Source organism: Curtobacterium sp. MCPF17_018 (assembly GCF_003234135.1).
Taxonomy (GTDB): domain Bacteria; phylum Actinomycetota; class Actinomycetes; order Actinomycetales; family Microbacteriaceae; genus Curtobacterium; species Curtobacterium flaccumfaciens.
In genome coordinates this window covers 343,508-361,282 of record NZ_QKSJ01000001.1, presented here as the reverse complement: position 1 = coordinate 361,282, position 17,775 = coordinate 343,508, and the positions used below count along the sequence as shown (strand labels likewise).

Below are 17,775 nucleotides of genomic sequence, written 5' to 3'. Positions count from 1 at the left end.
GGCGACGCTCAGTGCACGCGGTCCGGGCGGGAGGACCCCGACCCACCACGGGCGATCTCGAGCAGCACGGGCAGGCGTTCGCCGAGCAGGGCGTCCAGGTCGGCGACGACGGCCTCGACCCGTTCGGTGATCTCGCGCGGCGCGGCACCCCGGCGCGGACGGACCCGCACCCGGATCGCCCGACCGCCACGGACCCGGTAGACGTCGACGGCGAGCGAACCGACCTGCGGCATCTCGCCGATGGCCGAGGACAGCGCGTGCTGCACGGCAGTGGACTCGATGCGCACCGCCCCGGCGACGCCGTCCGCCGAACCGTCGCTGTCCACGACGGTGCCCTCGCGGCCACCGCCGAGGGTCGTCAGCACGACGAGGGCGAGCACGCCGAGCACGACGCCACCGCCGAGCACGCAGGTCCAGGCGAACACCGAGTCGTCACGCGACGCCCCGGTGCCGAGTCCGGCGAGGGCATCGCCGACCGCGCGCCACCCCGAGGCGACGAGGGGCAGCCCCTGTGCGGTCTGCACCAGGATCGCCGCCACCCCGGCGACGAGCAGGACGAGCCCGAGCACGACGAGCGCCGTCCGGCCGAGCCCACGGTTCGTGGCGTTCATCCGTCCACCCGCCCCGTCGGCTGCACCCGGACCCGCGCGGCCAGCGGCGGCTGCGCGTCGATCGCGGCGAACTCCCGCTCGACGGCCTCGGTCGCGGCGACCGCGGGGACGTCCACCCCGGCTGCGGGCCGGAGCACGACGTCGACCGTGCGGCGGCCGACGGTACCCACGGCTGCGTCGGCGCCGAGACGGGTCGCGGAACGGGCGGCGCGGGCCGCAGCGGAGGCCAGGACCTCGTCGTCGACGACGACCGCGAGCCGATCGGACGCCATCACGTGCCGCGGACGGCGCTGGGGCAGGATCCCCTGCAGCAACAGCACGAGCCCGATCAGGGCCACGATGGCGCCGATGCCGATCACGATGGTGGTCTCGAGACCGTCCGGGGCCGCGAGCGCGGCGTCGGCCACGGCACGCGGGTCGACACCCAGGACGTTCTGGTCGAGCAGGACGAGCGCACCGGCGAAGACGGCGGCGGCGGCGAGCACCAGGGCGATGAGCATCGCGACGACGACGGCGGCGGAGCGGGAGACGTGGGTCTCGCGGCGCAGCAAGCGGCGGTAGGTGGCGTGGTGGTCGTCGTGCGAGGGGCCGGCGGGGACGACCGGATCGGTGCGCCCGACGGCGGGGGCGGCAGTCACCGGACCCTCCGTGGGGTGTCCACGACCGACGAGGCGAAGGTCACGGTCACGCGGGCGACCTGTCGGCCGGTGATGGTCCGGAAACGTTCGGCGATCGTGCCGCGAGCCCGGTGCGCCGTGGCGACGACCGGTTCGTCGGGGAGTGCGTGCGAGCCCAGCACCGGCAGGGCGAGCGGGGCGGTGATCTCGACCGCCAGTGCGCCGCGACCGTCGTCGGCGACCCGGGCACGGACCTCCCGGAAGGCCACGCGCAGTGCTTCGGCGGCGACCGCCTGGGCGGTGTGCACCAGCGCCGACGTGCCGATGCGGTCGGAGCCGCGGAGCCGGACGCCGCTGTCGCCGGTCGTGGCGACGGCGGCGTCGCTCACGACGAGCTCCGGCGTCCGCGCAGCACGTCGAGCAGGCGGCGGAAGTCGACGTCACCCGTGACGATGCGGGCGACCAGAGCGCCGAGCGCCATGCAGACGGCGACGACGACGAACGCCCAGAACCCGAGCGTCACGGCGACGATCGCGAGCAGGGCGCCGGTGCCCATCCCGACGACGGTGGCGTTCACCGGACTCGACCGTCCCGGGTGTCGAGCTCGTCCGCGACGCCGTTGAGCGCCGGGATGTTCACGTCGTTGATGGCGATGTTGACCTCGGTGACCTCGAGGCCGACGAGTTCGGTGACGGCGTTCGTGACGGCGGCGCGCACCGCGGAGGCGACCTCCATCATCGGCGTCGGGTAGTCGACGACGATGGTCAGGTCGACGGCGACCTGGGTCTCGCCGACCTCGACGCGGACACCCTGACCGAGCGCACTCGAGCCGATGGCGTCGCGGATGGCGCCGAACGCCCGCGAGGCGTTGCCGCCGAGCGCGAAGACACCGGGGACGTCGCGGGCAGCGATGCCCGCGACCTTCGCGACGACCGTGTCGTCGATGATGGTCCTGCCCTTGGCGGTGACCTGCGTCGTGGTGGTGCCGGCGGGCTGGGTGCTCCCGGCCCCGGTGCCGAGCGTGGCCCCGGTCGTGGTCCCGTCGACGCGATTCGTCGTCGATGCCATTGCTGCCTCCGTGCGATCGATTGCTGGTCTCCAGCGAACACCATCGTGCCGTACGCCGCACAGGCGGCGCACCTGCCGGACCCCGCACAGGCGGCGCACCTGCCGGACCCCGCACAGTCGGCGCACGTGCCGCCCGGTCGCGCCGCTGGTCTCGCCGACCTCGTCGTCAGTCGGCACCGGTAGGTTCTTGTTCCATGCGCGTCGCGACCTGGAACGTGAACTCCGTCCGCACCCGAGTGGGTCGGATCGTCGACTGGCTGGTGCGTGAGGACATCGACGTCCTCGGCATGCAGGAGATCAAGTGCAAGCCGGAGCAGTTCCCGGTCGAGCAGTTCGAGGCCGCGGGGTACCACGTCGAGGCGCACGGCCTGAACCAGTGGAACGGCGTCGCGTTCGCCAGCCGGCTGCCGATGGAGGACGTCACCCGCGACTTCCCCGGCCAGCCCGGGTTCCTGAAGGGCCACGAGGGGCCGGACCTGCCGGTCGAGGCCCGCGCGATCGGCGTCACGGTCGACGGCGTGCGGCTCTGGAGCCTCTACGTGCCGAACGGCCGCGAGCTCGGCGACCCGCACTACACGTACAAGCTCGACTGGCTCGCCCAGCTGGCCGACCGCACCTCTGAGTGGATCGAGGCCTTGCCGGAGACCCCGCTCGCGCTGATGGGCGACTGGAACGTCGCACCGCTCGACCAGGACGTCTGGGACATGCGGGTCTTCGAGGGGTCGACCCACGTCAGCGAGCCCGAGCGGGCAGCGTTCCGCGAGTTCGAGGCGCGGGGCCTGCAGGACGTCGTTCGCCCGATCGTGCCCGACGGCTACACCTACTGGGACTACAAGCAGCTGCGGTTCCCGCGCAACGAGGGCATGCGCATCGACTTCGTGCTCGGCTCGCAGGCCTTCGCCGACGTCGTCACGGACGCCTCGATCCACCGGAACGAGCGCAAGGGCGACGCCCCGAGCGACCACGTGCCCGTGGTGGTCGACCTCGACCTGGACACGTCGCTCGACGACGACCGCCCGATGATCTTCTGATCGGAGTCGGGTCACCGGCCCGGAGCGACGACGCACGACCGGTTCTGTTACGCCCGGCGTCCGCCGTGATTGAGCCGTCCGTCACGCCGACGTAGGTTTCCTGCACCGAACCCCTCCGAGAGCAGGTGAAGCCATGTCCCGCACGACGATCCTTCCCATCCAGCGCCTCATGGCGACCGCGGCCCCCGGTGCGTGGCGCGACGGCATCGTCGTCGAGACCCGCGCAGCCGACGCCGTGGTGCTGTTCCTCGACGGGAGCATCACGCAGCTGCGGGTGGCGGACGCCGACGGCGTCCTGTCGGTCGGCGAGCCGGTCGCCCACCACCCGGTCGCGGAGATCCTCAGCGTCGGCGGTCGGCAGACCACCGCACGCGTCGCGTAGGCGGAGCGGTTCAGGCGGAGCGGCTCAGGCCGCCATCGAGTCGAGCATCGCCTGGCACTTCGACACCATCTCGTCGCAGGCCATGGCGCAGTACCGGCACGACTCGTCCATGTCCTGGTGCTGGCGGCACTCGGCGGCACACGCGGTGCCCATCGCGACGACGGCCATGAGCATCGCCTGCATCGCGGCGGTGTCCATCCCCATCGGACGCATCATCATCCGCATGCCGGTGTCGGCCAGCATCGCGGTGTTCGAGCACATCGCGGCGCAGGTGGCCATCTCGCCGCCCATGCGCATGTCGGCCGCGGAGCACATCGTCGCCGCCATCGACGCGGCGTTCATCGCCATCATCGTGTCCTGCATCACGTCCATGTCCATCTCCAAGGGCATGTCCGTCATCGACATGTTCTTCATCATCGCCATCGTGTCCATCGCCGGTCTCCTCGTCGTGGTCATCGGTCACGGAGCGGTCCGCCCCGCGTGCCCGCCAGGGTACGCGCGTGCCGTCCGTGCTTCGTGAGCAGAACGGGTCGGGTCAACGGACGCGACCCGACCGCATCTGCTCACCATCCGCGGTGGTCGCCACCACAGCCGGACGGGAGGCCCGGTGCGGCCCCGCCACGGGCCTCCCGTCCGTCCGGGCGTACGTCCAGGGCGCGGAAGACGCCGGCGTCTTCGCTGGACGCCGGCAAGTGCGCGAGACGCCGCCGAATCCGGCGGCGTCTCGGCGACATCAAGGCGTCTCGACAACACGACGGCGTCGTCCGGAAGCCCACACGCCGGCGTCTCGACGACCGCTACGGGTGCAGCAGGGCGGCGATCGCGACGAGCACGGGCACCGAGCCGAGCGTCGAGATGAGCACGACGTCGCGCGCCACCGGGACCGCTGCCCCGTACCGCTGCGCGTAGTTGAAGACGTTCTGCGCCGCCGGCAGGGCGCCGAGGGTGGTGAGCACGAAGACCTCCTGGTCGCCGAGCCCGAACACGAAGCGTGCGAACACGAAGGCCACGGCCGGCATCACCACGAGCTTGATCGACGATGCGACGATGACGTCGGTGCGGATCGCCGGGTCCCGCAGGGGGGTCGCACCGTGCAGGCTCATCCCGAAGGACAGCAGCACGACGGGGACCGCGGCCGCGCCGACGAGCGAGAACGGCTCGAGCACCGGGTCGGGCAGCGTGATCCCCGTCGCCGAGCACACGAGCCCGACGAGCGAGGCGATGATGATCGGGTTCCGGAACGGGCCCGCGATCCGTCGTCCCCATCCGCCGCCACCCGCGGTCGCCGCGTCGAGGATCGTCAGCGCGATCGGGGCCATCACGACGAGCTGCAGCAGGATCACGGGCACGACCGCGGTCGCCTGGCCGAGCACGTACACGGCCACCGGAAGCCCGATGTTGTTCGCGTTGACGTAGCTGGAAGCCAAGGCGCCGACGGTGGTCGTGGTGACGGGGCGGCGCAGCACGAGGCGGAACACGGCGGCGGCACCGAGTGCGACCACGGCGGCACTCAGCAGCGAGACCCAGAGCATCGACGACAGCAGCGACGCGATGTCGGCGGTCGCGATGGTGTGGAACAGCAGGCACGGCATCAGCACGAAGAACGCGAGCCGACTCATCACGAACTGCGCGTGCGGGCCCAGCAGGCCGAATGGTCCGACGACGTACCCACCGGCGATGATCGCGCCGATGATCGCGAAGCCGGTCAACACGCCACCCATCCCGTCCATCCTGGCACCTGCCGGCGGTGATGTGACGTCACTCAGGTCGGAAATGCGTACGCATCGAATACCGTTGAGCGCATCATGACCTCGACGAACGCCGACACCCTCACCCGGTCCACCGACTCCAGTCAGCCGCTCGTGCCGCTGCTCGAGGAGCGCTGGAGCCCCCGCTCCTACGACGAGACCGCGACGATCTCGGACGACCAGCTCGACGCCGTCCTCGAGGCCGCTCGGTGGGCACCGTCGGCCATGAACTTCCAGCCCCGCCGCTTCATCGCCGGCCGCCGCGGCACCGAGACGTTCCGGAAGATCAACGAGAACCTGCTCGGCTTCAACGCGGCCTGGGCGTTCCGTGCCAGCGCCCTCGTCGTCGGCGTGCTCGAGACGGTGACCGCCGACGGCGAGGAGCGCCCCTTCGCGCAGTACGACCTCGGCCAGTCGCTCGCCGCCCTGACCGTGCAGGCGCACGCCGCGGGGCTGCACGTGCACCAGATGGCGGGCATCGACGCCGCCGGGCTCCGTGCCGCGTTCGACCTGCCCGAGCGGTTCCTGCCGTACACGGTCACGGCCGTCGGCACCGTCGCGCACCCGTCGCAGCTCGACGACAAGGCCGCGGAGCGCGAGGTCGCCCCGCGCACCCGCATCCCCCTCGACGAGGTCGTCCTCGTCAAGGAGTGAGCACCGGCGGCCCCGCCGCCCGTGATCACCACGACGGCCGCGTCCCTGCGGGGGCGCGGCCGTCGGCGTACCATGACGTGACATGGATCAGCACCAGGACGACGCCCCGCCGGAGATGAACTTCTACACCCGGAAGTGGGTGCGACCGGAGGACCTCAACGCCAACGGCACCCTGTTCGGCGGCAGCCTGCTCCGCTGGATCGACGAGGAAGCCGCGGTCTACGCGATCATCCAGCTCGGCAACGGCAAGGTCGTCACGAAGTACATGTCGGAGATCAACTTCCTGTCCTCGGCGAAGGAGGGCGACATCGTCGAGATCGGCCTCGTCGCCACCCGGTTCGGCCGGACGTCGCTGACCATGCGGGCCGAGGCGCGCAACCTCTTCACACACCGCAGCATCCTGACGATCGACGAGGTCGTCTTCGTGAACCTCGACGAGGACGGCAACCCCGCCCCGCACGGCTACACGGACATCACCTACGCCCGCGACCGGGTCCCCGCCACGCACCGCGCGTGACCCCGCAGACATCGCGCAGCACCCGGGCACCCGGGTGCTCGCACCCTGCGGGTGGTCGGCGGGCTCTGGCAGGATCGGGGACATGACCACGCCCCGCCTCGTCGCCTTCGACCTGGACGACACGCTCGCCCCGTCGAAGTCCTCCCTCGACCCCCGCATGCTCGAGACCTTCGCGTCCCTGCTCGAGGTCGTGCCGGTCGCGGTCATCTCCGGCGGCAACTTCACCCAGTTCGAGCAGCAGCTGGTCACCCCGCTCCGGCAGCGCGACGGCCTGACGCTCGACGCCCTGCACCTCCTGCCGACCTGCGGCACCCGGTACTACCGCTGGGAGGACCAGGACTGGGCGCTGCAGTACGCCGAGGACCTCACCGACGAGCAGAAGGACCGCGCCCTCGCCGCGGTCGAGGCCCGTGCGAAGGAAGCCGGGTACTGGGAGTCCGAGACGTGGGGCGCCATCCTCGAGGACCGCGGGTCGCAGATCACGTTCTCCGCCCTCGGCCAGTCCGCCCCGGTGGACGTCAAGAAGCAGTGGGACCCGACCGGCGAGAAGAAGGACCACCTGCGACGCCTGGTGCAGCAGGACCTACCCGACCTCGAGGTCCGCTCGGGCGGGTCCACGAGCATCGACATCACCCGCAAGGGCATCGACAAGGCCTACGGCATGCAGCGTCTCGCCGAGATCACCGGCATCGCGCTCGACGACATGCTCTTCGTCGGCGACCGGCTCGACCCCGAGGGCAACGACTACCCGGTGAAGGCGCTCGGGGTCCCCTGCCACGCGGTGCAGGGCTGGGAGGACACCGACGCGTTCCTGACGGAGCTCATCCCCACCCTGCGCTGACCGCCGACGGCCCCGGCGCCGTCCGCAGCCCCGCGCTCAGCCCAGGCTTCGGACGGCCTCGACGAACGCACGGATCTTCGCGGGGTCCTTGACGCCGCGCTCGGACTCGACGCCGCTCGACACGTCGACGCCGTCGGGATCGAGCGCCTCGACCGCGGCGACCACGTTGGCCGGGGTCAGCCCGCCCGCGAGGATCCAGGCCTCGTCCACGCCGTCGATCGTGGCTGGGTCGACGAGCCGACCGCTGCCGGGCACGGCGGCGTCGAGCAGCAGCAGGTCGTGGTCGAACGCGGCGCGCTGTTCGGGCGTCTCGCGCTGGTAGTCCTCGGCCGCGATGGCCCGGATGGTGAAGAAGCCGGCGTCGCGCGCGCGGGCGAAGTCGGAGGCCGACTCGCCACCGTGGAGCTGCAGCGTGGTGAGCCCGACCTCGGAGGCGATGCCGACGATCTCGTCGATCTTCTGGTCGCGGAAGACCCCGACGGCGTCGATGCCGTCCGGCACCCGCTCGACCAGCTCCTTCGCCAGGTCGGCGGTGACGGTCCGGGGGCTGCCCGCCGCGAAGACGAACCCGACGGCGTCGGCACCCGCGTCGATGGCGGCGTCCACGGTGTCGGGCGTCGACAGGCCACAGATCTTGATCCAGCGCTGGTCGGTCATGCTGTCCATCCTGCCAGGGTGGCGCTTCCCGGAGAACACCGGTGTTCGCAGGTCACGTCCCCGGATGCCGGTGTTCGACGCGGGAGCACCGGTGTTCCGCCGTGCCCGGCGTCCGGAACCCGCACGAGGATCAGTGCAGAGCGCCCGCGACGTAGGCGGCCACGCAGGCCGCGGTCATGCCGAAGGCCGCGAAGGACCCGACCAGGACGTTCCGCCGGCGCCAGCGACGCACCGCCGAGAACGTGCCGCGCTTGGCGTGCCGGTGGGCGGCGCGGTGCATGCGGTGATCGCGCTGGTGCTTCACGCGCTCCGGGCCGAGCGGCACCGGGCCGGTGATCTGGGCGGACCCGCCGCGCAGCGCGTTGGCGATGGCGACCGCCGTGGGCCGGCGCTCCGGGTCGCGGGCGGTCATCCGGCTGAGCAGCTCGCGCCACTCGTCGGCGACGTCGTCCGGGATCTCGGGGTCGCGGCGGAGCCGGGCGAGAGCGGCCTCGATCAGGGTGCCCGAGTACTCCTGCTTGCCGGTCAGCGCCTCGAGCAGGACGAGCCCGAGCGAGTACACGTCGGTGGCGAAGCTGATCGGTTCGCCGGCGACCTGCTCGGGGCTGAGGTAGGCGGCGGTGCCGATGACCGTGCCGTCGTTCGTCAGGCGGGAGCCGTCGACGAAGTGGGCGACACCGAAGTCGGTGAGCTTGACCGTGCGGGCGAACCCGGACGAGCCCTCGTCGCTGATCAGGATGTTGGCGGGCTTGACGTCGCGGTGCACGATGCCGCGCGAGTGCACGTAGGCCAGGGCGTCGGCGAGCTGCGCACCGAGGTCGGCCACCTCGTAGTTGTGCAGGGCGCCCTCGGACAGGCGGCGGAGCAGCGTCGTGTCGGCGATGAGCTCCATCACGATGAACCGGTGCGGGCCGTCCTCGAACTCGTGGGTGCCGGCGTCGTACAGCGGGATGAGCCCCGGGTGGGAGAGCATGCTGAGCAGCCGGATCTCGCGCTCCTGGCGCACACGGTCGGCGGTGGTCATCTTGTCCGGGGTCGCGAAGAGCTTCACGGCCACGGCCCGGTACGTGTGCTCGTCACGGGCTTCGTAGACGGATCCCATGCCGCCGGTGCCGATGAGCTTCACGAGCCGGTACCGCGCAGAGAGGACGGTGTCCGCCCGCGCGCTGTCCAGCAGGGTCATGGTGTCCGTCGTCCCGTCCGGAGCCCGTGGTTCCGCGGCCGCTGCCGGCGTGTGGGCTCATGGGAAACGGTACGCGTCCGACTCTCGATCCGCATGGCCGTTACGACATCGTGATCGCCCTACTCCCCCGGTTTTCCGGCGATCGACGGGGTACAGTCCGACCTCCACCAGGACGAGGAATCGCGCAAGGAGGACAGCATGGCATTGTCGAAGGGTGACGAGGTGCACTGGAACACCTCGCAGGGCAGGACGACCGGCACGCTCGTGCGGAAGCGGACGAGCGACTTCGAGTTCGACGGGCAGCACTTCAAGCCGACCGATGACGACCCGTACTGGATCGTCGAGTCGGAGAAGAGCGGCAAGCAGGCCGCCCACAAGGAGTCGGCGCTGACGAAGGCCTGAGGCTCAGTCGCGGGCGGGCTCGGCGCGACGGCGACCCCGGGCACCGCCCACGGCAGGGTTGCCGGCGTCGTCGTCGTGGTCATCACGTCCGCCCGCACGCCGCTCGGCGCGCACACGGCGGACCCGGCGCACGACGAAGCTCACCACGACCACGGCGATCGCGACGTAGAGCACGCGGTCGATCCACTCGGTGTAGGCCTCGACCTGGTCGTACTGCGACCCGAACGCGGCACCGAGCAGCACGAGCGCGCTGTTCCAGATGCCGCTCGCGATGATCGTGAACACCGAGAACGTGCCGAGGTGCATGCGGTCGGCGCCGGCCGGCAGCGAGATGAGGCTGCGGACGATCGGGACGAACCGGCCGAAGAAGACCGCGCTCTTGCCGTGCCGGTGGAACCAGCCGGCCGCCTTGCGGAAGTCGTCCTCGTCGACGAGGGGCAGCTTGCCGAACCACCGCGTGGTGCGTTCGAACCCGATCACCGCGCCGAGCCAGTACAGCACCAGTGCCCCGAGGTACGAGCCGATCGTCGCCAGCACCAGGACCAGCACGAGGTTCATCTGGCCGGCGCCCGCGAGGAACCCGGCCAGCGGCAGGATGACCTCGGACGGGATGGGCGGGAACACCGTCTCGACGAAGAGCATCAGCCCGACGCCCCACTCCCCCAGGGCGTCGATCAGCTGGAGCACCAGGCCGGAGAGCCCGCCGAGGTCGGACGGAGCGGTGGAGTCGCCACTGGCGACGGTCATGGCACGGGCGGTCACGGCAGTCGTCATGCCCCCAGCATCCCTGAACGCCCTGTCAGGACCCGGCGCGCTCCCTGGGTGTCAGCCGAGTCCCATGTGGGCTGAGCGGACGTGCGAGAGCGATCGGGCGAGTGCACCCCGCGCGACGGCGTCACGACCGACGGTCGACGGGCTGAACGCCACGGGGTGCCGGAGCTGCGGCGTGACGATCTCGTCGAGCGCGGCGCAGAACACCTCCGCAGCCGGCAGGACCTCGCCACCGACGACGACGACCTCGGGGTCGATCGTCGTCACCAGCTGCACGACGCCGGGCGCCACGTCAGCCGCGAACGCGCGGACGGTCTCGACGGCCGACACCGAGCCCTGGGCGGCCGCGGCGAAGACGGACTCGAGGTCCGTGTCGGACGGGATCCGGGCCTCCAGGCGGGCGGGTGCGGCGGGCCAGCCGGTCGACGCGATGCCGCCCATCTCACCGGCGGCACCGCGCGCACCGCGCGCCAACGAGCCGTCGACCACCAGGGCGGCACCGATCTGCCGGCCCATCACCAGGTACAGGCCGTCTCGGACGCCGTGGAACCGCCCCCACCGGGCCTCGGCCGTGGCGGCCAGCTTGGCGTCGTTGTCGAAGAAGGTGGCGACCCCGGGGAAGAGGTCCTGGATCCGGCCGGGCACCCGCCGCTCGACCCACTCCGGCACCGCGACCGTGTAGTCGATCGCGCCGTCACGGTCGACGACCGCCGGGACGCCGAACGTGGCACCGAGCACCGGCGCACTGCCGACGGCGCCACCGACCGCGGCGCCACCGACCACGCCGACGGACGACGTCAGCCGACGGACCACGTCCTGCACGCTCGACCAGGCCTGTTCGGCGTCGGCGAGGTCGGCGTAGCGCTCCTCGACGCGGGCGAGCGTGACGCCGCGCAGGTCCGCACGCACCCCGACGATGCCGTGCAGGCCGAGGTCCACGCCGAGCACGGAGCCGGCCGACGCGTCCGCCGCGAAGCGCTTGGCCCGACGACCTGCCTTGTTCGGGGTCGCGATCGCCTCGGCCTCGGTCACCCAGCCCTGGTCGACCAGGTCGGCGAGCGCGGCCTCGACCGTGGGGCGGGAGAGTCCGACCGTGCGGCCGAGCTCGGTGACCGTGCGGGAGACGTCGTCGCGCAGGAGCTCGTCGAGGATCGCCCGCGAGTTCATCTGCCGCAGGACGCCGGGGGTCGTCCCCACGACACCGGGGGTCGCCACCACGACGCCGGGGGTCGTCCCCGCGACACCGGGGGTCGCCACCACGACGCCGGGGGTCGAGCCCGCGACGCCCGGGGTCGTTGACACGGTCTGCTCCACGGTCATAGCCTCCACATTACGAAAGATCATTGAGGAATGGTGGCTCCGACATGCTCGTCCCACGACCGCGCCGCACCGCTCCCGGTGTCGGGGCCTTCGAGATCACCCCGTCGACCCGGATCGCCGCCGACCCGGCGAGCGAGTCCGTCCGACTGTACCTGCAGCAGACCCTGCGGGGATCGACCGGGCTGCCGGTGCGGGACGCCCTCGACGACACGGCACCGGGGGCCGGCACGATCGCGCTGCGCGTCGCCGACGACCCGTCCCTGCCCGCGGGCCCGACGACGCCGGAGGGCGACCGGGCGGAGTCGTTCCGCCTCACGGTGACGCCGGACGGCATCGACGTCGTCGGCGGCTCGCCCGCCGGGGTCTTCTACGGCGTGCAGGCCCTGCTGCAGCTGCTGCCCCCGGACGTGTACCGCCGCGGCCGGGTCGCGACCGGCCCGTGGTCCGTCGCCGCCGTGGTCGTCGAGGACGCCCCCGCCTTCGCCTGGCGCGGCGTGATGCTCGACGTCGCCCGGCACTTCCGCACGAAGCACGAGGTCATGCGGGTCGTCGACCAGCTCGCCGCGCACCGGATCAACCGCCTGCACTTCCACCTCACCGAGGACCAGGGGTGGCGCATCGAGATCCGGAAGTACCCGCGCCTGACCGAGGTCGGCTCCTGGCGTCGGGAGTCCCAGGTCGGCGCGCACGTCCCCGGTCCGGACGGCACACTCGTCGTCGCCGGGTTCGACGGCCGCCCGCACGGCGGGTACTACACGCAGGACGACATCCGCGAGATCGTGGCCTACGCGGCCGACCGGTTCGTCACCGTCGTCCCGGAGATCGAGACCCCCGGGCACGTCCGTGCGGCGCTGGCGGCCTACCCGTCGCTCGGCGTCACGGGCGACCCGGTCGAGGTCTGGACGGAGTGGGGCATCGCCGACGACGTCCTGAACGCCGAGGACGCCACGATCGACTTCTTCAAGGACGTCCTCGACGAGGTCATCGCGCTCTTCCCCTCCGGCTACATCGGCATCGGCGGCGACGAGTGCCCGAAGGTGCAGTGGGAGACCGACCCGCGCACCCAGGAGCGCATCCGCGAGCTCGGGCTGCAGGACGAGGAACAGCTGCAGGCCTGGATCATCGGGCAGCTCGCCGCACACGTCGAGTCGCACGGCCGGCGGGCGTTCGGGTGGGACGAGATCCTCGAGGGCGGCACGCTCGACCCCTCGGCGACCGTGGTCTCCTGGCGCGGCCTGACCGGCGCACGGACCGCCGCCCGCCGCGGGCACGACGTCATCTCGTCGCCGGACGACCAGGTGTACCTCGACTACCGCCAGAGCGACCTGCCGACCGAGCCGATCCCGGTCTCGATCGTGCTCACCGTCGACGACGTCTTCGCCTTCGACCCGGTGCCGTCCGGGCTGACCGACGCCGAGCGCGCCCACGTCATCGGCGGCCAGGGCAACATGTGGACGGAGCACGTCGACACCGCCCGTCGGCTCGACTACCAGCTCTTCCCCCGCGTCGCCGCCCTCGCCGAGGCACTGTGGTCGGCTGACGTCACCGGGCCGCGCGACCTCGCCGAGTTCCGCGGACGCCTGGCCGAGCACACCGCCCGACTCGAGGCCATGGGCATCGAGTACCGGCACGAGGCCGGGCCGTTCCCGTGGGAGCAGCGACCGGGCGTGCCGGGTCGACCGCACTCGCGCGAGGAACGCGCGGCGTACATCGACGCGGTCACGGCGAACATCGCCGAGTAGCGCGCGTCGAGCGGTCGCGACACCCCGCTCAGTTCCGCCGAGCGGTCGGGTTCCGACGTGTGGGCGCCACGCCAGCGACGTGACGTGACCGCTGGACGCGCGGCCGGCGGTTCGTCGCGACCACGCAACGGACTGGAGGCCCGGTGCCAGCTGGCACCGGGCCTCCCGTCCGTCGTGTGCTGCGGTCGACTACGCGGCGACCGGTGCGCGCTGGCCCACCGTCTCGCCGGCCACGGCAGCCTCGCTGCCCGCAGCGGCCTCGTCGACGGGGCGACGACGGACCCACTTCTTCAGGGCGACGAGCACCAGCGCGGACACCACGGTCCCCGCCAGGATCGCGACGACGAACATCAGGACGTCACCGATCGCGAAGAAGACGAAGATCCCGCCGTGCGGCGCTCGCGAGGTCACGCCGGCAGCCATCGAGATCGCACCCGTGATCGCGGCACCGACCATCGACGCCGGGATGACGCGCAGCGGGTCGGCGGCGGCGAACGGGATCGCACCCTCGGAGATGAAGGACGCACCGAGGAGCCACGCGGCCTTGCCGTTCTCGCGTTCCGGCTTCGTGAAGCCCTTGCGGTAGAGCACGGTCGAGGCGAGCGCGAGTGCGAGCGGCGGCACCATGCCGGCCGCCATGACGGCGGCCATGATCTCGAACGGCACCACGTTCGTGGCGGTCCCGGCACCGAGCCCGGCGACGGCGAACGCGTACGCCACCTTGTTCACCGGGCCACCGAGGTCGAACGCCATCATCAGGCCGAGGATGATCCCGAGCAGCACCGCGGAGGCGCCGGACAGCGAGTTGAGGAACCCGGTGAGCTGGACCATCAGCCAGGCGATCGGACCGCCGAGCACGAGCAGCATGAGGCCCGAGGCGATGATCGACGCGAACAGCGGGATGATCACGACCGGCATCAGGCCGCGCAGCCAGCGCCAGGTCGGGATGCGCCCGATCCAGTACGCGGCGGCACCGGCGATGAGGCCACCGACCAGACCACCGAGGAACCCGGCGTTCATGAACACGGCGATGGACCCGGCCACGAAGCCCGGTGCGATGCCCGGACGGTCGGCGATGGCGTAGGCGATGTACCCGGCGAGTGCTGCGACCAGGAACCCGAGCGACACGGAGCCGATCTGGAACGCGGCCGCGCCGAGGTAGTAGCCGAGGCCCTCCGGCGGCAGGTTCAGCAGGGTGTAGTTGGTGAGCGTGAAGACGGCGTTGTTCTGGCCCGAGTCACCGTGGGTCAGCGCGATGCCGTACCCGGACAGCAGGAAGCCGAGCGCGATGAGGAGCCCGCCGCCGGCGACGAACGGGATCATGTAGCTGACGCCCGTGAGCAGCCAGCGCTTGAGCGCCTGCCCGAAGTGCTCGTTCGACTTGTTCGTCCCGCCCTCGACGGCGGCACCGCCCTGCACGCGTGCGGCGTGCGGGTCCTCCGAGGCGCGGATGGCCTCGGCGATCATCTCGTCGGGCTCGTCGACACCGCGCTTGACGGGTCCGGACACCAGCGGCTTGCCGGCGAACCGACCGCGGTCGCGGACGTCGACGTCGACCGCGAACACCACGGCGTCGGCCCGGGCGATGAGCGTCGGGTCGAGGGGTTCGACCTGCGAGGACCCCTGCGTCTCGATGTGCATCTCGGCACCGGCACGCTGGGCCGCGGCGACGAGGGCGTCGGCCGCCATGTAGGTGTGCGCGATGCCGGTCGGGCAGGCGGTGACGCCGACGAAGACCTTGCGGTCGGCGGCGGGGGCGCCGGCGGTCGCCCCGGCTGCGGCGGTCGCGGTGTCGGCGGTCGTCGCACCGGAGGCCCGTCCTGCGTTCCCGACGCCGGCCTCGGCCACTTCGCCGCCCACCTCGTCGTCGACCAACTGGACGATCTCGTCGGCCGTGGTCGCGGCGCGCAGCGCGGCCGTGAAGTCGTCACGGATGAGCGCCCGGGCCAGGGTCGAGAGGACCGTCAGGTGGTCCTTGTCGGCCCCCTCGGGCACGGCGATCATGAACACGATGTCGGCGTCGCCGTCCGGAGCGCCGAACGGCACCTTCCGAGCCAGGCGCGAGAACGCCAGCGTCGGCTCGGACACCGACGCCGACCGGGCGTGCGGGATGGCGATGCCACCGGGGACGCCCGTTCCGACGCTCGCCTCGCGCTTGACGGCGTCGTCGGCGAGCGTGGCACCGTCGGCGGCGCGGCCGGTCGCGGCGACGCGGTCGGCGAGCACCCGGATGACGTCGGTCGAGGTGGCGCCGAGGTCCTCGTCGAGGCCGACGAGCTGTGCGCTGATGAGGCGCGGACTCGAGTCTGCGGACATGTGCTTGCTCCTTCGCAATGGCGCTGATCGCGCGGTGGTGCAGGTGTTCGTGGGGTGGTCGGGCGGGATGGGGAGGGGATCAGGCGGGTTCGGGGGCCGGGTGCGTGTCGAGCACCCGGACGGAGACCGCCGTCGGGTCGGTGTGGTCGAGTGCCGGCACGTCGCTGCCGGGCAGGGCCGCGGCCGCGGCACCGGTGGCGACGGCCTGTGCGAGACGCTGCTCGGGCGACGCGCCGGCGACCTCGGCGAGCAGGTAGCCGGCGAGCGAGGAGTCCCCCGCGCCGACCGTCGACCGGGCGACGATCTTCGGTGCGGCGGCGGCGAACGCGCCCTCGTCGGAGACGAGCACGGCGCCGGCGCTGCCCAGGGTGAGCAGGACCGTGCCGACGTTCCTCCGCCGCAGCCGCTGGGCCCCGACCACCGCGGCGTCGAGGTCGCGCTCGTACTCCTCGGGGTCGCCGCCGACGACCTCGGCGAGTTCCTCGGCGTTCGGCTTCACCAGGTCGATCCGTTCGCCCGACTGCAGCAGCGCGGTGAACGGCACCCCGGACGAGTCGACGGCGATCCGGACGTCCGCACCGTGGCGGGCACGGACGGCCCGGACGAGCACGGCGAGCGCGTCGTCGGGCAGACCGGGCGGCAGCGACCCGGCGACCACGACCCAGCGGGCGGCGGGGCCGGTGGCGGTCGCAGCGGCGGTGTCGGCGACCAGGGCGGCGAGGTCGTCGAGGCGACCGGCGAGCGAGGGGCCGGGTTCGTTGAGCTTCGTCGTGGTGCCGGTCGGCTCCGTCACGGTGACGTTCGACCGGAGCGGCGCCCCGATCGGCAGCGCGGCCGTCGGGATCCCGCGTGTGGCCAGGCCGAGCAGGACCGGGTCGAGCTCGTCGCCGGGCAGGACGGCGACGGTGTCCCCTCCGCTCGCGACGACGACGCGGGAGACGTTGACGCCCTTGCCGCCGGGTTCCGCGGTGGACCGGGTGGCACGCTGGACGGCGCCGCGCTGCAGTTCGCCGGCGAGCTCGATCGTGCGGTCGAGGGACGGGTTCGGGGTGACCGTGACGATGCGGACGTTCATGCGACGACCACCTCGACGTCGGCGTCGGCGAGCGCACCGGCGAGGTCGGCCGGGGGCTGTTCGTCGGTGACGAGCGTGTCGATCTCGTCCAAGCGCGCGAACCGCATCAGGGCCTCCACGCCGTGCTTGGCGGCGTCGGCGAGCACCACGGCCCGTCGGGCGGCGAGCACGTAGGCGCCCTTCACGGCGGCCTCGTACTCGTCCGGGGTGCTCAGACCGAAGCCGGCGGACAGGCCGTTCGTGCCGATGAACGCCACGTCGGGCCGGAGGGCGCCGATCTGCTCGACGGTGGCCGTGCCGACCGCGGCGCTCGTGACGCCACGTACGCGGCCGCCGAGCAGGTGCAGTTCGAGGTGCTCGCTGTGCTGCAGGGTGGCGGCGATCGGCACCGAGTTCGTGATGACGGTGATGGTCGAACCGGCGACCTCGGGCTCCCAGCGGGCGAGTTCGGAGGCGACGGCGGCGCAGGTGGTGCCGGCGTCGAGGGCGATCGAGCCGGTGAAGGTCGGCGGCACCAGTCGCATCGCGGCGCGGGCGATCGCGGACTTCGCGGTGCCGTGCTGCCCCTCGCGCTCGGCGACGCTGAGTTCGACGACGCTCGAGCGGCCGACGGGGACCGCTCCCCCGTGGACCCGGCGCAGGACCCCGGCGGACTCGAGGGCGTCGAGGTCACGGCGCACGGTCTCGGTGGTGACGTCGAAGTGCTCGGCAAGACCGGCGACCGACACGCGACCGGCGGACTGCAGCTCGGCGGCGATGGCGGTGTGCCGCTCGGTTGCGTACATGCCCGAACTCCTTCGTTCCGTTGGGTTTCGAGCACTGTACGTCTGAAACCCACAA

At 72.2% G+C, this 17,775-nt stretch carries 23 protein-coding genes; 9 read left to right on the top strand and 14 right to left on the bottom strand.

All coding sequences use genetic code 11. The annotated features are described in order from the left end of the window. Positions 1 to 8: 8 nt before the first annotated feature. From DEJ27_RS01730 to DEJ27_RS01710, 5 genes are read right to left on the bottom strand one after another with little or no spacing between them, the layout of a single operon-like run. Entirely contained in the window at positions 9 to 611 is a 603-nt protein-coding gene (locus tag DEJ27_RS01730) for a hypothetical protein (protein WP_111090182.1), read from the bottom strand. Next, positions 608 to 1,249, bottom strand: coding sequence for a hypothetical protein (locus tag DEJ27_RS01725; protein ID WP_110858769.1), 642 nt, complete (start codon positions 1,247 to 1,249; stop codon positions 608 to 610). The genes DEJ27_RS01730 and DEJ27_RS01725 overlap by 4 nt, the downstream gene beginning before the upstream one ends. Continuing rightward, on the bottom strand, positions 1,246 to 1,617 hold the full coding sequence (locus tag DEJ27_RS01720; protein WP_110858768.1) for a hypothetical protein: 372 nt from the start codon (positions 1,615 to 1,617) through the stop codon (positions 1,246 to 1,248). Before DEJ27_RS01720 ends, DEJ27_RS01725 begins: the two co-directional genes overlap by 4 nt. After that, positions 1,614 to 1,805: a DUF2273 domain-containing protein gene (locus DEJ27_RS01715; RefSeq protein WP_110858767.1), complete on the bottom strand. Its 192-nt coding sequence runs from the start codon at positions 1,803 to 1,805 to the stop codon at positions 1,614 to 1,616. The genes DEJ27_RS01720 and DEJ27_RS01715 overlap by 4 nt, the downstream gene beginning before the upstream one ends. Continuing rightward, on the bottom strand, positions 1,802 to 2,296 hold the full coding sequence (locus DEJ27_RS01710) for an Asp23/Gls24 family envelope stress response protein (protein WP_110858766.1): 495 nt from the start codon (positions 2,294 to 2,296) through the stop codon (positions 1,802 to 1,804). The genes DEJ27_RS01715 and DEJ27_RS01710 overlap by 4 nt, the downstream gene beginning before the upstream one ends. 45 nt (positions 2,297 to 2,341) lie before the next feature. Here DEJ27_RS01710 and DEJ27_RS17635 point away from each other — a divergent pair, with 45 nt between their 5' ends. From DEJ27_RS17635 to DEJ27_RS01700, 3 genes are all read left to right on the top strand, one after another. Further along, on the top strand, positions 2,342 to 2,479 hold the full coding sequence (locus DEJ27_RS17635) for a hypothetical protein (RefSeq protein ID WP_181430057.1): 138 nt from the start codon (positions 2,342 to 2,344) through the stop codon (positions 2,477 to 2,479). A gap of 11 nt (positions 2,480 to 2,490) precedes the next feature. Further along, entirely contained in the window at positions 2,491 to 3,327 is an 837-nt protein-coding gene (locus DEJ27_RS01705) for an exodeoxyribonuclease III (RefSeq protein WP_111090181.1), read from the top strand. A gap of 133 nt (positions 3,328 to 3,460) precedes the next feature. After that, the gene (locus DEJ27_RS01700) at positions 3,461 to 3,709 is read left to right on the top strand and encodes a nuclease (protein WP_110858764.1); all 249 of its coding nucleotides are present in this window, start codon (positions 3,461 to 3,463) and stop codon (positions 3,707 to 3,709) included. A gap of 24 nt (positions 3,710 to 3,733) precedes the next feature. Here DEJ27_RS01700 and DEJ27_RS01695 read toward each other — a convergent pair whose 3' ends face one another. Continuing rightward, positions 3,734 to 4,081: an aldehyde dehydrogenase gene (locus DEJ27_RS01695; RefSeq protein ID WP_258370281.1), complete on the bottom strand. Its 348-nt coding sequence runs from the start codon at positions 4,079 to 4,081 to the stop codon at positions 3,734 to 3,736. Here DEJ27_RS01695 and DEJ27_RS17630 point away from each other — a divergent pair. Next, positions 4,080 to 4,229: a hypothetical protein gene (locus DEJ27_RS17630; RefSeq protein ID WP_181430065.1), complete on the top strand. Its 150-nt coding sequence runs from the start codon at positions 4,080 to 4,082 to the stop codon at positions 4,227 to 4,229. The two genes, DEJ27_RS01695 and DEJ27_RS17630, sit on opposite strands and share 2 nt — an antisense overlap. Before the next feature lie 277 nt (positions 4,230 to 4,506). On the opposite strand, the gene DEJ27_RS01690 is transcribed toward DEJ27_RS17630, so the two are convergent. Beyond that, a complete protein-coding gene (locus DEJ27_RS01690; RefSeq protein ID WP_111090179.1) occupies positions 4,507 to 5,430 on the bottom strand; it encodes an AEC family transporter in 924 nt (307 codons plus the stop codon). 84 nt (positions 5,431 to 5,514) lie between these two features. Between DEJ27_RS01690 and DEJ27_RS01685 the strand changes: the two genes are divergently transcribed. The 3 genes from DEJ27_RS01685 to DEJ27_RS01675 all read left to right on the top strand — a co-directional run bounded on the left by DEJ27_RS01685 (position 5,515) and on the right by DEJ27_RS01675 (position 7,469). After that, positions 5,515 to 6,111 carry a nitroreductase family protein gene (locus tag DEJ27_RS01685; RefSeq protein ID WP_110858762.1) on the top strand — a complete coding sequence of 199 codons (597 nt, stop codon included), beginning with the start codon at positions 5,515 to 5,517 and terminating at the stop codon, positions 6,109 to 6,111. Positions 6,112 to 6,193: 82 nt separating this feature from the next. Further along, positions 6,194 to 6,628, top strand: coding sequence for an acyl-CoA thioesterase (locus tag DEJ27_RS01680; protein WP_017886352.1), 435 nt, complete (start codon positions 6,194 to 6,196; stop codon positions 6,626 to 6,628). An 82-nt stretch (positions 6,629 to 6,710) separates the two neighbouring features. Then, the gene (locus DEJ27_RS01675) at positions 6,711 to 7,469 is read left to right on the top strand and encodes an HAD-IIB family hydrolase (RefSeq protein ID WP_071404337.1); all 759 of its coding nucleotides are present in this window, start codon (positions 6,711 to 6,713) and stop codon (positions 7,467 to 7,469) included. 36 nt (positions 7,470 to 7,505) lie between these two features. On the opposite strand, the gene DEJ27_RS01670 is transcribed toward DEJ27_RS01675, so the two are convergent. Both DEJ27_RS01670 and DEJ27_RS01665 read right to left on the bottom strand, forming a co-directional pair. Further along, positions 7,506 to 8,126: a phosphoribosylanthranilate isomerase gene (locus DEJ27_RS01670; protein WP_111090178.1), complete on the bottom strand. Its 621-nt coding sequence runs from the start codon at positions 8,124 to 8,126 to the stop codon at positions 7,506 to 7,508. 130 nt (positions 8,127 to 8,256) lie between these two features. After that, positions 8,257 to 9,309: a serine/threonine-protein kinase gene (locus tag DEJ27_RS01665; RefSeq protein ID WP_111090177.1), complete on the bottom strand. Its 1,053-nt coding sequence runs from the start codon at positions 9,307 to 9,309 to the stop codon at positions 8,257 to 8,259. A gap of 198 nt (positions 9,310 to 9,507) precedes the next feature. On the opposite strand from DEJ27_RS01665, the gene DEJ27_RS01660 reads away from it, so the two are divergent. Beyond that, positions 9,508 to 9,711: a DUF2945 domain-containing protein gene (locus DEJ27_RS01660; RefSeq protein ID WP_110858760.1), complete on the top strand. Its 204-nt coding sequence runs from the start codon at positions 9,508 to 9,510 to the stop codon at positions 9,709 to 9,711. Between the two features lie 3 nt (positions 9,712 to 9,714). Here the strand turns inward: DEJ27_RS01660 and DEJ27_RS01655 are convergent, their stop codons facing one another. Both DEJ27_RS01655 and DEJ27_RS01650 read right to left on the bottom strand, forming a co-directional pair. Continuing rightward, the gene (locus DEJ27_RS01655; protein WP_258369770.1) at positions 9,715 to 10,485 is read right to left on the bottom strand and encodes a DedA family protein; all 771 of its coding nucleotides are present in this window, start codon (positions 10,483 to 10,485) and stop codon (positions 9,715 to 9,717) included. Between the two features lie 51 nt (positions 10,486 to 10,536). Then, a complete protein-coding gene (locus tag DEJ27_RS01650; protein WP_146244627.1) occupies positions 10,537 to 11,784 on the bottom strand; it encodes an ROK family transcriptional regulator in 1,248 nt (415 codons plus the stop codon). 62 nt (positions 11,785 to 11,846) lie between these two features. Between DEJ27_RS01650 and DEJ27_RS01645 the strand changes: the two genes are divergently transcribed. After that, positions 11,847 to 13,544 carry a beta-N-acetylhexosaminidase gene (locus DEJ27_RS01645; protein WP_111090175.1) on the top strand — a complete coding sequence of 566 codons (1,698 nt, stop codon included), beginning with the start codon at positions 11,847 to 11,849 and terminating at the stop codon, positions 13,542 to 13,544. Between the two features lie 189 nt (positions 13,545 to 13,733). On the opposite strand, the gene DEJ27_RS01640 is transcribed toward DEJ27_RS01645, so the two are convergent. The 3 genes from DEJ27_RS01640 to DEJ27_RS01630 form a co-directional block, all read right to left on the bottom strand. Next, positions 13,734 to 15,860: a fructose-specific PTS transporter subunit EIIC gene (locus tag DEJ27_RS01640; RefSeq protein ID WP_111090174.1), complete on the bottom strand. Its 2,127-nt coding sequence runs from the start codon at positions 15,858 to 15,860 to the stop codon at positions 13,734 to 13,736. Positions 15,861 to 15,939: 79 nt separating this feature from the next. Then, a complete protein-coding gene (locus tag DEJ27_RS01635) occupies positions 15,940 to 16,935 on the bottom strand; it encodes a 1-phosphofructokinase family hexose kinase (protein WP_111090173.1) in 996 nt (331 codons plus the stop codon). After that, on the bottom strand, positions 16,932 to 17,720 hold the full coding sequence (locus DEJ27_RS01630) for a DeoR/GlpR family DNA-binding transcription regulator (RefSeq protein ID WP_071404329.1): 789 nt from the start codon (positions 17,718 to 17,720) through the stop codon (positions 16,932 to 16,934). Before DEJ27_RS01630 ends, DEJ27_RS01635 begins: the two co-directional genes overlap by 4 nt. Positions 17,721 to 17,775 lie beyond the last annotated feature (55 nt).

Excerpts from the sequence above, each read along its gene's own strand:
- DEJ27_RS01655 (WP_258369770.1), bottom strand. The coding sequence starts at position 10,485 with ATGACGACTGCCGTGACCGCCCGTGCCATGACCGTCGCCAGTGGCGAC.
- DEJ27_RS17630 (WP_181430065.1), top strand. The coding sequence starts at position 4,080 with ATGTCCATCTCCAAGGGCATGTCCGTCATCGACATGTTCTTCATCATC.
- DEJ27_RS01635 (WP_111090173.1), bottom strand. The coding sequence starts at position 16,935 with ATGAACGTCCGCATCGTCACGGTCACCCCGAACCCGTCCCTCGACCGC.
- DEJ27_RS01670 (WP_111090178.1), bottom strand. The coding sequence starts at position 8,126 with ATGACCGACCAGCGCTGGATCAAGATCTGTGGCCTGTCGACGCCCGAC.
- DEJ27_RS01705 (WP_111090181.1), top strand. The coding sequence starts at position 2,491 with ATGCGCGTCGCGACCTGGAACGTGAACTCCGTCCGCACCCGAGTGGGT.
- DEJ27_RS01645 (WP_111090175.1), top strand. The coding sequence starts at position 11,847 with ATGCTCGTCCCACGACCGCGCCGCACCGCTCCCGGTGTCGGGGCCTTC.
- DEJ27_RS01660 (WP_110858760.1), top strand. The coding sequence starts at position 9,508 with ATGGCATTGTCGAAGGGTGACGAGGTGCACTGGAACACCTCGCAGGGC.
- DEJ27_RS01630 (WP_071404329.1), bottom strand. The coding sequence starts at position 17,720 with ATGTACGCAACCGAGCGGCACACCGCCATCGCCGCCGAGCTGCAGTCC.
- DEJ27_RS01665 (WP_111090177.1), bottom strand. The coding sequence starts at position 9,309 with ATGACCCTGCTGGACAGCGCGCGGGCGGACACCGTCCTCTCTGCGCGG.
- DEJ27_RS01680 (WP_017886352.1), top strand. The coding sequence starts at position 6,194 with ATGGATCAGCACCAGGACGACGCCCCGCCGGAGATGAACTTCTACACC.
- DEJ27_RS01695 (WP_258370281.1), bottom strand. The coding sequence starts at position 4,081 with ATGGACGTGATGCAGGACACGATGATGGCGATGAACGCCGCGTCGATG.
- DEJ27_RS01675 (WP_071404337.1), top strand. The coding sequence starts at position 6,711 with ATGACCACGCCCCGCCTCGTCGCCTTCGACCTGGACGACACGCTCGCC.
- DEJ27_RS01640 (WP_111090174.1), bottom strand. The coding sequence starts at position 15,860 with ATGTCCGCAGACTCGAGTCCGCGCCTCATCAGCGCACAGCTCGTCGGC.
- DEJ27_RS01710 (WP_110858766.1), bottom strand. The coding sequence starts at position 2,296 with ATGGCATCGACGACGAATCGCGTCGACGGGACCACGACCGGGGCCACG.
- DEJ27_RS01700 (WP_110858764.1), top strand. The coding sequence starts at position 3,461 with ATGTCCCGCACGACGATCCTTCCCATCCAGCGCCTCATGGCGACCGCG.
- DEJ27_RS01690 (WP_111090179.1), bottom strand. The coding sequence starts at position 5,430 with ATGGGTGGCGTGTTGACCGGCTTCGCGATCATCGGCGCGATCATCGCC.
- DEJ27_RS01730 (WP_111090182.1), bottom strand. The coding sequence starts at position 611 with ATGAACGCCACGAACCGTGGGCTCGGCCGGACGGCGCTCGTCGTGCTC.
- DEJ27_RS01685 (WP_110858762.1), top strand. The coding sequence starts at position 5,515 with ATGACCTCGACGAACGCCGACACCCTCACCCGGTCCACCGACTCCAGT.